11 protein-coding genes are annotated in these 11,911 nt (G+C 69.3%); 4 read left to right on the top strand and 7 right to left on the bottom strand.

The genetic code is table 11. The annotated features are described in order from the left end of the window. The 3 genes from NE234_RS13450 to NE234_RS13440 form a co-directional block, all read right to left on the bottom strand. Positions 1–1,077, bottom strand: a 1,077-nt coding sequence (locus NE234_RS13450; protein WP_252779296.1) for an ISAzo13 family transposase, incomplete at its 3' end; no start/stop codon positions are given. Between the two features lie 329 nt (positions 1,078–1,406). Beyond that, positions 1,407–2,030: an isochorismatase family protein gene (locus NE234_RS13445; RefSeq protein ID WP_252779295.1), complete on the bottom strand. Its 624-nt coding sequence runs from the start codon at positions 2,028–2,030 to the stop codon at positions 1,407–1,409. Between the two features lie 137 nt (positions 2,031–2,167). Next, on the bottom strand, positions 2,168–3,058 hold the full coding sequence (locus tag NE234_RS13440) for a LysR family transcriptional regulator (protein ID WP_252779294.1): 891 nt from the start codon (positions 3,056–3,058) through the stop codon (positions 2,168–2,170). 204 nt (positions 3,059–3,262) lie between these two features. Between NE234_RS13440 and NE234_RS13435 the strand changes: the two genes are divergently transcribed. Beyond that, positions 3,263–3,796 carry an SRPBCC domain-containing protein gene (locus NE234_RS13435; RefSeq protein ID WP_252779293.1) on the top strand — a complete coding sequence of 178 codons (534 nt, stop codon included), beginning with the start codon at positions 3,263–3,265 and terminating at the stop codon, positions 3,794–3,796. Between the two features lie 74 nt (positions 3,797–3,870). On the opposite strand, the gene NE234_RS13430 is transcribed toward NE234_RS13435, so the two are convergent. After that, on the bottom strand, positions 3,871–4,794 hold the full coding sequence (locus NE234_RS13430) for a LysR family transcriptional regulator (RefSeq protein WP_252779292.1): 924 nt from the start codon (positions 4,792–4,794) through the stop codon (positions 3,871–3,873). Positions 4,795–4,928: 134 nt separating this feature from the next. Here NE234_RS13430 and NE234_RS13425 point away from each other — a divergent pair, with 134 nt between their 5' ends. Together NE234_RS13425 and NE234_RS13420 are read left to right on the top strand one after the other, a co-directional pair. Beyond that, on the top strand, positions 4,929–5,762 hold the full coding sequence (locus NE234_RS13425; RefSeq protein WP_252779291.1) for an inositol monophosphatase family protein: 834 nt from the start codon (positions 4,929–4,931) through the stop codon (positions 5,760–5,762). A 41-nt stretch (positions 5,763–5,803) separates the two neighbouring features. After that, complete coding sequence (locus NE234_RS13420) at positions 5,804–6,400, top strand: NADPH-dependent F420 reductase (RefSeq protein ID WP_252779290.1); 597 nt, start codon at positions 5,804–5,806, stop codon at positions 6,398–6,400. 44 nt (positions 6,401–6,444) lie between these two features. Here NE234_RS13420 and NE234_RS13415 read toward each other — a convergent pair whose 3' ends face one another. Next, complete coding sequence (locus NE234_RS13415) at positions 6,445–7,875, bottom strand: sialidase family protein (RefSeq protein WP_252779289.1); 1,431 nt, start codon at positions 7,873–7,875, stop codon at positions 6,445–6,447. Between the two features lie 277 nt (positions 7,876–8,152). On the opposite strand from NE234_RS13415, the gene NE234_RS13410 reads away from it, so the two are divergent. Beyond that, on the top strand, positions 8,153–10,045 hold the full coding sequence (locus tag NE234_RS13410) for an exo-alpha-sialidase (RefSeq protein WP_252779288.1): 1,893 nt from the start codon (positions 8,153–8,155) through the stop codon (positions 10,043–10,045). A 46-nt stretch (positions 10,046–10,091) separates the two neighbouring features. Here the strand turns inward: NE234_RS13410 and NE234_RS13405 are convergent, their stop codons facing one another. Together NE234_RS13405 and NE234_RS13400 are read right to left on the bottom strand one after the other, a co-directional pair. Beyond that, positions 10,092–10,532: a YybH family protein gene (locus NE234_RS13405; protein WP_252779287.1), complete on the bottom strand. Its 441-nt coding sequence runs from the start codon at positions 10,530–10,532 to the stop codon at positions 10,092–10,094. Positions 10,533–10,603: 71 nt separating this feature from the next. Further along, complete coding sequence (locus NE234_RS13400; protein WP_252779286.1) at positions 10,604–11,881, bottom strand: hypothetical protein; 1,278 nt, start codon at positions 11,879–11,881, stop codon at positions 10,604–10,606. Between the last annotated feature and the right edge of the window lie 30 nt (positions 11,882–11,911).

Below are 11,911 nucleotides of genomic sequence, written 5' to 3'. Positions count from 1 at the left end.
CGAGGTGGTGGTCGCTGCGATCGTGTTGAGGACGACCTGATGGCTGGTCAACGGCCGTCCGCGCCAGTTCATGGTGATGTGGGAGAACAGCCGGTGCTCGATCTTGTTCCATTTCGAGGTGCCCGGCGGGAAATGGCAGACCGTGACCGTCAATCCGCTCTCGGCGGCGAATGCGGCCAACTCGGCCTTCCAGAGCCGGTAGCGGTAGCTGTTCGACCCACCCGCGTCCGCGGTGATCAACAGACGGGAAGCGTCCGGGTAGTCCAAGCGTCCGCGCGCCTGCCACCAGCGGCGGATCGAGGCGACCGCGAACGCCGCGGTGTCGTGGTCGACCCCGACATTCACCCAGCCGGTGTTGGAGGCCATGTCGTAGATCCCGTAGGGGACCACGGTCTCGACGTTCGGGCCGGCCCAGAAGCTGTGGTCCTCGACCTGCACCGGCTGGCCGCGTGGCTGCCATTCCCGCCCGTTCATGGGCAGCAGCCCGAGTTGCTCCTTCTTCTTCGCGTCCACGCTGATCACCGGCTCGCCTGCTGCCTGATGGTCTTTGACCTGTGCGTTTATATAGCGGAACTGGGCGTCTCGATCGGGATGCTGATCGCCTTCCAGAACCTTGGCGGTGCCCTGCAGGCTGAACCCGCTCTCCTTCAGCAACCGGCCCACCGTCGGCGCGGCCACCCGATGCCCCTGGCGCGTGAGTTCGGCGGCCAGATGCCGCAGCGACTTCGTCGTCCACCGCAGCGGCGATTCAGGATCTCCGCGCTCCTCCGGTTCGACCAGCGCCATCAGCGCCGGCAGCAGAAGCGGATCGATAGCCTCGGCCCGCAACCGGCCCCCGCCCGTCCGCCGAACCCGCCCATCGGGCAGCGGATCAGCCCCGGCTTCGAGTTCGAACACGCCCTTGCGGACGGTGGTCTCGCTGACCCCGGCCACCCGCGCGACCAGCCGAACGCCCCCATGCCCCAACAGCCGGGCCTCGGTCGCCAACGCCAGACGACGTTGACGCTCGTTCAGATGCGGTAACAACACCGCGAACCGCGCCGCGAGCTGATCGCGGACCTCGCCCGGGATGGCCATACCGCCCCATCGAACCGGAAACCGAGAAGCACCGTGTTGTTTCCTTACAAGTCCATCTGGTGCGGGCCTCGCTGCACTATGCCGCCAAGGGCCACTGGAGCCAGATCACCAAGCACCTGCGCGAGGTCTGCACCGCCCCGACCATCGATGCCGCCCCAGCCCGCACAAGAACCGGGCCAACGTAACCGGCAAGACTCCGGGATGGAAGGCAGCGCTGAACGCGCTGTCGCTCTACTACGGCGACCGCATCCCCCTCCACTAGGAGAAGCGATCACCGGCCCGCCCACAAAGATCCGGACAGTCCCTACGGGGATTCGCTGCGCGTCGGCTCAGGCCCGCGTGGCGGTGAGCTGGCCGAGCCACTTGACGGCCTTGCCGTACGTTCCGCTGTGCTCTCCGGAGATCTTACGGACGGCATCGGCGGTGTCGCGGGCCCAGTCACGCTGGAGTTCCTTGACGTAGGTTCCGGCGGTCAGCGGAATCGCACCGGCCTGGATCAGCCTGCGCACCGCCATCTCGTGCGACTCCGGCGATCCGCCGCCGGAGGCGTCGGTGATGAGGTAGACCTCGTAGCCCGTCGCGATGGCCGACAGCGCGGACATCGCCAGGCAGCTCTCGGTCCACATGCCGGCCAGGACCAGCTTCTTCTTCCCGGTCGCCGCGGCCCACTGCACGACACGCTCGTCCTCGAACGCGTCGAGGATGGTGCGATCGATCGGCTCCTGGTCGGGGTAGACGTCCTGAACCTCGGTGAGCAGCCGCTGCTTGCTGGCCAGTCCGGTGGTCAGCAGCGTCGGCACGTTGAACAGCTTGGTGGCCTTGGCCAGCAGCTGCACGGCGTGCAACACCTCGTCGGGGTTGGACGAACGCATGGTCGTGAACTGCAGGTACTGGTGGTCGATGAGGATGGCGGCGTGGTTGTCGGGCTGAAGCAGGGTCGGTGCGATGGTCACGGGAGTCCTCCTCGATGTCGTGTCGCCCCGGTCTGGGCGGCACATCTGAAGCATGGCTCCAGTGCGGTCATGCCGTCCAACGCATACAAGAGCCCACAGTTATCGCGAGAACAGATGACCATTCCCCGGCTGACCGGTCAGGTGCCCGGATACCAGTTCGCGGTCAGCTCCCAGAATGCGCGGGCTGCGGCGGACAGCGGACGATCGGCCGGTCTGATCAGCGACACCACGAACCGCGGGGACGGGACCACCGGGATCAGCCGTACGTCTCGGGCCGTGCCCAGCAGGGACCGGCTCAGAAACGCCAGGCCGAACCCCGCCCGGACCAGTTCGCTGACCACCACGATGTCGGCGATCTCGACCCCGACCTCTCGGTCGAGGCCGTGTTCGGCGAACAGTTGATCGACGCTGCGCCGGGTCCCCCAGCCGGGGGGAAAGTCGACGAACCGTTCACCGGCCAACTCGGCGAGGCGGACCCGCCGCCGCGACGCCAACCGGTGGCCGGGAGGGCAGGCCAGACTCAAGGGCTCGGTCACCAGCGGCCTCACCTCGAGCCCGGCCGGATAGCCGCCGGGCATCGCCGCGAAGGCGAGATCCAGCCGACCACCGCGGACCGCATCGGCCAGTTCCACCGATCCACCGCTGTTGGCGGCCTGCGGCTCGATCCGTACCCCGGGTCTGTCTTGGTGGTAGCGAGTCAGCAGCCCGGCCAGATCGACCACGGCGAGCGAGTGCATGATGCCCAGGCGGAGCGTGCCGCGGATGCCGCCGACGGTCGCGGCGACGGCGTCGCGGGCGGCCTCGGCCGCCAGGAGGGTACGCCGGGCTTCGACGACCAGAGCCCTGCCGGCATCAGTCAGCTCGACGTGATGGGTGGATCGGTCGATCAGCCGAGCCCCCAGTTCGCGTTCGAGCGTGCGTACCGAGGCCGACAGCGCCGACTGCACGATGTGGACGCGGCTCGCCGCCCGGGTGAAGCTGAGCTCTTCGGCGACCGCGAGGAAGTGCTCGAGGTGGCGAAGCTCCACGGCTTCCTCTTCGCTTATCTGTCTTTGCGATGACAGTCTCTTGCCAACATTTGTTGGACAACAATAGTCCGCCGCGGTTGACCTCAGGTGCGCCTCTTCTCACCACCCCCGGCACCGGCGAAGGAATCACCATCCGCCGACCCGCGTTCCCCACCGATGGTGATCATCGAGTCCCGCCGCGGCGGTCTTCGAAACGGAGCGTGCATGAACGACCAGGACACCGCACCAGGACGGCCGGCCGATGGACTCGACGTCCGCCACGACACCTTCACGATCTCCCGGCGTCTGGACGCGCCCCGGCCCGTGGTCTTCGCCGCCTTCGCCGACACCGCGGTCCGGCGCCGCTGGTTCAGACTTCCCGGGTCGGGCGCCGCATACCATCACGAGTTCGGCGTCGGCGGTGGCGAGACCGCCCAGAGCACCTTCACCGTCCCGGACGCGCCCCCGGAGCACCTCGACTACCGGTCGCGCTATCTCGACATCGTGCCGGACCGTCGCATCGTCTTCGTCTATGAATCCACCGTCGACGGCGTACTGCGCTGGACCTCACTCGTAACGGTCCTGCTGGCCGACGAGGCCGGATCCACCCAACTGACCTGGACCGAACAGGTCGCCTTCCTCGTTCGAACCGGCGACGGCTCCGCCGACCTCCCGCACCTGCGCGGCGGAACGGCGCTTCGCCTGAACGGCCTGGCGGCGGCACTCCAGTCGTCGGCGTCACCCGTCCCGCAGCACTGATCGTCCAGCGGGCTCCGGCCCGGCGGCACCCTGTCCCGCGTCGGCACCGCCTGCCGAGCCTGAGCAGGCGTACGTCAGCGTGGTGCCCGCCTCGGTTCCATCGTCGATCCGGCCAACGCGGTTCGTGCCAGGTCGCGTAGCCAGACGTGGGCGCGGTCGGTGTCGTAGCGCTGATGCCACGACAGGTACACCGGGGCCGGCGGCAGTTCGAGGGGCAGGGGGAGCAGGGCCATGCCGAGGTCCGCGGCCGCTGAGCGCGCGGTGGATTCGGGGGCCGTGGCGAGCAGGTCGGACCCGCGCACGAACTCGAACGCGGCCGCCTGGGTGGGCGCGGTCGCCACCACACGCCGGGTGAGGCCGAGCCGGGCGAGAGCGTCGTCGAAGGCGTTGCCGAGCGTTCCGCGCCGCGAGATGGTGATGTGCTCGGCCGCGGCGTACTGCTCGGCGGTGACGGCCTCGGCACGGGTGAGCGGGTGCCCCCGCCGTACGACGATGACGTGGGGGCTCTCGGCCACCCGCTCGGCGCGGATGTCGGACTCGGTACGGGGGTTCGCGTTGGCCTCGAGGTCGACCTCGCCGCGACGCAGTTCGGGAGTGTCGGTGCTCGATTCCGCGATGAAACGCAATCGCACGCCCGGCGCCTGCTCGCGTACGGCCGCGAGAAGGGCGGGGCCGCCGCGAGCGACGAGTGAATCGTGCCAGCGGAGTGTGAAGGTGCGCTCCAGCGTGGTCAGGTCGAGGTCGCGGCTCGGCGCCAGCACGCCCTGAACCTGCTGCAGCAGTTCGTGCACCTGTTCCCGGACGGCGATCGCGTACGGCGTCGGGGTCATCGTGCGCCCGGTGCGCACCAGGATCTGATCCCCGGTCGTGCGCCGGATCCGGCCGAGGCTTCGGCTCATCGCGGGGGCGGTGACGTGCAGGCGCTCGGCCGCTCCCGCCACGCTGCCCTCCTCGAGGAGCGCGTCGAGCGCGGCGAGCAGGTTCAGATCCAGTTGCATGAGAGTCATCCTAGGCGTGCTTTACATGCACTTGTAGTTAATGAACGGGCGGGCATACCGTCGAGAACGCGGGCGCGATGAGCACGGTTTCGCCCGATCCACCTCCTCACCCCTGCTCTGACGGGAGTACCGCCATGCCCGAAGCGATCCAGGACACCGCCATCGCCGCGGCCGCCGGCCCCGCGTTCGACGCCGACCTGCTCGCGCAGACCGCGGCCGCCGTGCGCGCGGCGGGCTCGGTGCTGCGGGAGCGCTTCGGCGACGTGGTCCGCCACCGGACCCGCGACGAGCTGATGAGTGCGCTCGCCGCCAACGACGACGCGGCCCTCGACGTTCTTCGCCCCCGGCTCTCGCACCTGCGCCCGGACGCCCGCTGGGTGGAGGAGGAGCTCGAGGGCGGCGCCCTGCCTCCCGGCGAATGGTGGGTCGTGGATCCGGCCGAGGGCAACGTCAACCACCTGCACGGCCTGCCGGAGTGGGCGGTGACCGCCACCCTCGTGCGCGACAACCAGCCGGTGCTCACCGCGGTCCACCTGCCGCTGACCGGCCAGACCTACACCGCGCTCGCGGGCGCCGGCGCTCACCTCGACGGCCTGCCGCTGCGCGTGTCCGGGACCACGAGCCTCGGCCTGAGCATCGTGGCCACGAGCCAGGCCAGGCCGGACGAGGACGAGGCGACCGTACGGCGCGTCGGCGCCTCGATCACCGCGATGCTCCTCGACGCGCTCGTGGTGCGGACGTCCGTACCCGCGACCCTCCACCTGCTGAACGTGGCCGCCGGCCGGATCGACGCCTTCTGGCAGTTCGCCGGGGCCCGCGCGGACCTGCTCCCCGGCGCGCTGCTCGTCACCGAGGCCGGCGGACGGATCTCCAACGCCGAGGGCCGTCCCTGGACGCCGGAGAGCGGGAGCCTCCTGGCCGCCGCGCCCGGTGTGCACGCCGAAGCCGTCGCCACGCTCTCCCGCTGACCGCCCACGAAAACCACGAACACCGGAAGGACCGGATCACCATGACCACGATCGCCGTTCTCGGAAACGGCCGCGTCGGCGGCACCCTGGCCAGCGGCCTCACCCGGGCCGGGCATGAGGTGAAAGTGGCGGACCGCACGCCGGGCTCTGCCGCCGACGCGGCCCGGACGGCGCGGATCGTCATCAACGCCACGCCGGGCGCCGGCTCGCTGGAGCGGCTCGTCGCCCTGCGCGAGGACCTGCGGGACACGATCCTCATGGACGTCTCCAACGCCACCGCCGACGGACCGGACGGGCTGCCCGCCGACCTGCTCTACCCCGGCTCGAGCCTCGCCGAGCAACTCCAGCAGGCGCTCCCCGACACGCGCGTCGTCAAGACGCTCAACACGATGCTCTACCCGGTCATGACCGTGCCCGCCGCACTCGGCCGGCCGCCCACCGCCTTCCTCTCCGGCGAGGACCCGGACGCCAAGCAGGTCGTCCGGGGAATCCTCGCGGACCTCGGCTGGCGCCCGGAGTGGATCACCGATCTCGGTGGGATCGCGACCGCGCGGGCGACCGAGGCCGCGATCCTGTTCGTACCGCACGTCATCCGCTCCAGCGGATTCGCGCCCTTCGCGATCTCGATCGCCCGCTGACGGCCCGATGCTCCTCTTCCCGACGCAGATCCGTATCGGAGCCGTTACCTGGCGGTCGGCGGGGTGACGGCGGCGCTGGAGTGGACGCCGGTGGAGTAGACGGGGCCGGTCACGGCGCGGACGGGGCCGCCGGTGATGGGCAGGCCGCCGGTGGGTACGTACGTGGCCTCGTCGAAGGTGCTGCCGGAGGGCGCGTTCGCGACCTCGACGGCCGGCCAGGCTCGTCCGCCGGTGACGAAGGTGGAGATGTAGTCACCGACCATGCGGCCCTGGCTGGTGTCGGCGATCCACGACAGCGTCATCGGCCCGGCGACCTGGGTGGGAGTGCTCCAGGTCGAGCCGCCGTTGGTGGAGGAGGTGTATCCGACGGTGAGCTGACAGGTGGCGGCGGTGCAGTTCGCGGTCGGGTAGCGGTAGTAGGTGAGGCCGAGCCGGGCGGTCGAGCCGGAGGTCGCGCGGTCGACGCCGATGCCGGGGATGAAGTGGTCGCCGCCGTCGCTGGTGACCCGGGTGACGGCTCCCCAGGTGGTCTCGCTGGTGGACTTGCTCATCACGATGTCGTTGGCGGGGCAGCCGGACTGGAACCGGCAGTCCTGCCAGACCACGTACGCGGTTCCGGCGGCGTCGATCTCGGCCGAGGGCAGCGTCTCCGAGCGCAGGTTCCCGGCGACCGCATGGTCCTGAGCCGTTGCGATCAGCACGCTGGAGCTCCAGCTCGAGCCGCCGTTGGTGGAGCGGAACGAGCGGATCTGACCGCTGTTGCTCAGATACGGCACCAGAACGGTGCCGTTGGGGCGTACGACGGGCTGACCGCCGAGGCCGGTGGCGTTGGTGGAGTGGACGGTCCAGGACGCGCCGCCGTTGCCGGAGGTCGCCATCTTGACGGCGTTACCGGCGCCGTTGTCGTCGAACTCGGTGTAGCAGGTGCCGTAGTACGGGCTGGAGGCGGTGTTGTCGCAGGCGATCCAGTTCTTGTCCAGGCTTCCGCCGGTGGCCGTGGTTACCGGGTTGGTCCAGGTCGAACCGCCGTCGGTGGACCGGCTCGTCACGACGGCCGCGCCGGTGACGCCGCCGCTGTCGGTGAGCGCGAGCGAGGAGATCATCCAGGTGTTGTGCCTGGCGTCGTAGGCGACGGACTCATCACTCGTCCGGTCGTACGGGCCGTTGCCCTGGAACTTGGTGAGGCCGGGCAGGAATCCGTGGGTCCACGTGGAGCCGCCGTCGGTGGAGGTGGCGAATCCGGCGCCGGAGGCTCCTCCGTCGTAGAACCTGCCGACCTGAAACGCGGAGACGATGGTGCTGCCCGAGGAGAACGTGTCCGGCTCGACCTCGGTCCGGTGCTGGCTCGTGGTGTTGGTGTACGGGTCGGTGCTCACCTGGGTGAGCGCGACGTTCGCCGACGCCGGTCCACCGCCGAGGAGTAGGACCGCTGCCGCGATCGGGGCGGCGAGAGGAAGAGTCACGACTTCGCGCATGCGGAAATGCCGGGCCACGGCAACCTCCTGAACGCTCCGGCGCTGAGGCCGGCACGGGGCGGGGGCCGGCGGGGTCACTCAGGCCGAGCGCCCCAAATGTGAATCGCACCGGGTTCCGTGTCAATGGCCGATATCGGACCGAGGCTCTCTTTCCTTCTTTGACCACAGGCGGCCATTGGGGAACTCCGGGATTGTCCGTCCGCCGCCGGCGGATCTACGTTCCGCGCGGGTGCGAATCTCGCGCCCCTCAGGCGAAGGAGCCTGATCGGAGGTAGGGATGCGGAAACGTGGTGCCTTGAGCCTGGTCGCCGCGGGCGGCCTGCTCATCGGCGGGCTGACCATGCTCATGCCGGGTGCGAACGCCGAGCCATTCGGCTACGCGAAACTCAGCGCGGTTCAACGACGACATGTCTCCGGAGCCCTGGCCGATGCGCTGGGCCCGCAAAGGCCGAAGAACAACGCGGTCACCGCGGCAAAGGCGACGGCCGCGTCCGGCTGCTATGGGAACCACGGCGACAACGTCAAGGTCAACCAGAACTGCATGAACATCTCCGACCCCGACCTGGCCGGGCGCGGGCAGGCGCAGAACGAGACCTGGGTCGCGGTCAATCCGAACAATCCCGAGCAGGTCATCGCGACCTACAACGACTATCGCCGCGGTGACGGCACCTGTGGCGTCACCTACTCCCGCGACGGCGGACGTACGTGGGTGGACGCGACGGCCCCGAACGGGTTCGTCCGTGGTACGGCCTATGGCGACAAGCCCCGTGAATACTTCCAGTCCGGCGGGGACACCTCAGTGGCCTGGGACACGCGCGGGAACGCGTACCTGTCGTGCCAGGAGTTCAAACGCGGCAACGGCGTCTCCCCGGACGCCGACCAGTCCAGCGGCTTCTACGTCTACCGCTCGACCGGATCCGGCGGGGCCTCGTTCAACTTCGCGGGCCGTCCGGTCGCCGAGCACGACGACACCGCCGGCGCGGGGAACTTCCTGCTCGACAAGCAGTTGCTGACCGTCGACGACCACGTCCGCAGCCCCTACCGGGACCGCGTCTACGTGACCTGGACGACCTACCCCGAGGACGGCACCGCCTACATCTACGAGGCGTACTCCAGCGACTACGGCGAGCACTTCAGCGCCCCCGTCCTGGTCAGCTCCGACTCGGCGCTGTGCCCGCAGGGCTATGGCATCCCCACCCCGCACGGGCGCTGCAACGACAACCAGTTCTCCCAGCCGGTGACCGCGCCGGACGGGAGCCTGTACGTCGCGTGGGCGAACTACAACACCGCGAACCCGGGCAAGGACAACCGCTTCCAGGTCCTGCTCGCACGCTCGGTCGACGGGGGCAAGACCTTCTCCGCCCCCGTCAAGGCCACCGACTACTACGAGCTGCCCGACTGCGACACCTACCAGGGCGACGGCAAGGACCCCGGCCGCGACTGCGTGCCGGAGAAGGGAGCCGGGACCGACTCGGTCTTCCGCGCCACCAACTATCCCAACGTCACGGTCGACCCGGCGGATCCCAAGCGCGTGGTCGTCACCACCGGCTCCTACATCAACCGCGATTCCAACGAGGCGGCCGGCTGCACGCCCGCCGGACTCACCCCCGCCGAGGAAGGACTGGGCAGCCTGTACGACGGCGTCAAGAGCGGCGGATGCAACAACGGGATCGTGATCTCCAGCTCCACCGACGGTGGCGCCTCGTTCACCGGCACCGCCACCGACGTACGGAGACTGCCCGTCATCGGCGACAACACCGCACAGGCCCGCAGCGACCAGTACTGGCAGGGCACCGTCTTCAACCGCCGCGGCACGCTCGTGACCGCCTACTACGACCGGCAGTACGGCTCGGACGAGACCACCGGCTTCTCCGACATCACCGTGACGACGTCCACGGATCTGACCCACTTCTCCAGCAGGCGGGTGACCTCCTCCAGCATGCCGCCGCCGAGCCAGTTCAACGGTCAGTTCTACGGCGACTACATCATGGTCGACGCCACCGCCACGACCGCCTACCCGGTCTGGTCCGACACCCGTAACGCCGCCCTGTTCCCGTGCCCCGGCACCGGTACCCCCGGCAACCCGCCGAAGCTGTGCCGCGCCTCGGCCACCAACGCCTCGATCGCCAACGACGAGGACATCTACACCGCCGCGGTCCCCATCCACTGACCGGGCATCCGGGCGGGGCCGACCGGCCCCGCCCGAGCCCCGGCCTTCAGGGCTGGAGGTCCGTCACTCCCCTGCCGCTCGCCACATCGAGCGGCACGGAGACCTGGTCGTGTGCGATCAACCAAGTGCCGTCGATCTTCCGGAAGCAGAAGGTGGCCCGGACCCACATACCGCTCGTCGCCGTCCCGTTATTCAGCGTGCCGCTGAGCCGGCCGAAACCGTGCCCGAACGCGACGTCATCGCCCGCGGTGATCGCCAGGTCGCGAACCTCATAAGTCACGTCCTGGAAGAAGGCGAAGACGTTCGCCCAGTTCCTCATCTTCGCCGCGATCCCTACGTGCTGCAGCGGCGGATCGATGTCGAAGGACACGACGTCCGTTGCGTAGAGTCGCTGCAGAGTTTCGAGATCCTTGGCTCGGATCCCCTCGACGATCTCCTCGACCCGCTGCCTGATCTCGGCTTCGTCCACCTCGCGTTGCGTCGGCATCTCCGCCGTCCCTTCCCTCCGGTGTGCGGTTTCGGCTGCTCACCGGTACGACGACGCAGCGCTGCGGGATGTCAGGTCTGCGGCTGCTGGCCTTCAGGACGGTACCGGTAGGCGGGTGACAGCGGCAGGTCGCCTCGATAGAGGAAGAGACCGATCTCGTGCCAGAGCTCCCGTTCGGCGTGCAGGCTCTCCGGCGCTTGAAGCCCCATCGCCTGGATGACGAGACGCCGGTGAAGGTCGAATGCCGACCTGAGCTGGTCGGCATAGGTGAGTGCGGCTTCGCAGGCGCCGGCGTATGCGCCGACGGACAGAGTAGTGATCCCGACAACGATCGCGATGGCCATCGCAGTACGCCTGACGATGGACTCGACGCCCGCCGCGTCGGTGAGCGGTTCGCAGATCAACACCAACGCGATGGCGAGGAGTGCCGTCGTCGCGGTCGCCGCGATGATGCGATGACGCAGGCGAAGGAGGCCGCAGGCGCCGATGAGAACGGCCGCGCATGCCGTCCAGAGCAGTGGACGCCCACTCAGTGACGCGTGGACGGCCGTCCAGATCGCCATCGGCAGCCCGGCCACCAGCAGGTAGGTGGCGAGGGTGAGCATCAGGTCCACCGATGCCTTGGCGTCTTTGAGACCGGCGGCGAACGCGTCGGGCAGCAAGGGCTGGAGCCGGGACCAGATGACGACCGGGTCAAGGCCGTATCGGATGCGGGGATGCTGCTCTGCGGCCAGCAGGATGTTGCCGATCCTCGTGGGAACGACATCGACGGGTTCGTCGGGGTACAGCAGGAACAGGCGCTGCTGGATGAGCGCACGGCGCGTGCGCACCTCCCGCAGGCGTTGCTCCACGAGTTCCGTGGCGGTCGTGACCAGCACCGTGAACCGGCCAAGGCTCGTATCGGTTTCCGTGCCGGCCAGCAGTGCTGCGAGAGCGGACAGGCGCGCGCTGATCTCCGGAAGAGCGGCCGCTGCCTCTTCCACGGGCAGGAGTGCCGTTCCGGCGAGGGCGTCCTCGATCGCCTGGAGCTCGTTCTCGGCGTCCCCCGTGTACGGTCTCCCGGTCACCTGTGGCCGTGGCAGCGCTTCGGCGGCCTGGCCGAGCATGGTCTCGATCTCCTCGAGACGATCATCGGCGTCCATGTCCTCCGCCCGCCGTTGGCGGTGCCGGCCCGCGAAGGCCCGGGCGATGACGGCGATGGGGCCCGTCCTGCTCCACCGTCCCTGGAAGACCTGATCCAGTCCTGGTCGCAGGTTGGTGAGGACGAACGACCAGAAGGCCACGGCGATGAGAAGTCCGGCGATCAGGACCGCCTGGGCGACCCCCGTCTGGCCGCTCCAGAGTTTCACAGCGCCCCCCATGCCGCGACCGGTCGACGC

The sequence above is a fragment of the Actinoallomurus rhizosphaericola genome (assembly GCF_024055675.1).
GTDB classification, from domain to species: Bacteria; Actinomycetota; Actinomycetes; order Streptosporangiales; family Streptosporangiaceae; genus Actinoallomurus; species Actinoallomurus soli.
Note: the sequence above shows the minus strand (reverse complement) of the source record. Positions and strands in the feature narration are given on the sequence as shown.

Bases quoted from the DNA above. Each gene is read 5' to 3' on its own strand.
- NE234_RS13435 (WP_252779293.1), top strand. From the start codon at position 3,263: ATGAACGACCAGGACACCGCACCAGGACGGCCGGCCGATGGACTCGAC.
- NE234_RS13430 (WP_252779292.1), bottom strand. From the start codon at position 4,794: ATGCAACTGGATCTGAACCTGCTCGCCGCGCTCGACGCGCTCCTCGAG.
- NE234_RS13425 (WP_252779291.1), top strand. From the start codon at position 4,929: ATGCCCGAAGCGATCCAGGACACCGCCATCGCCGCGGCCGCCGGCCCC.
- NE234_RS13420 (WP_252779290.1), top strand. From the start codon at position 5,804: ATGACCACGATCGCCGTTCTCGGAAACGGCCGCGTCGGCGGCACCCTG.
- NE234_RS13415 (WP_252779289.1), bottom strand. From the start codon at position 7,875: ATGCGCGAAGTCGTGACTCTTCCTCTCGCCGCCCCGATCGCGGCAGCG.
- NE234_RS13410 (WP_252779288.1), top strand. From the start codon at position 8,153: ATGCGGAAACGTGGTGCCTTGAGCCTGGTCGCCGCGGGCGGCCTGCTC.
- NE234_RS13405 (WP_252779287.1), bottom strand. From the start codon at position 10,532: ATGCCGACGCAACGCGAGGTGGACGAAGCCGAGATCAGGCAGCGGGTC.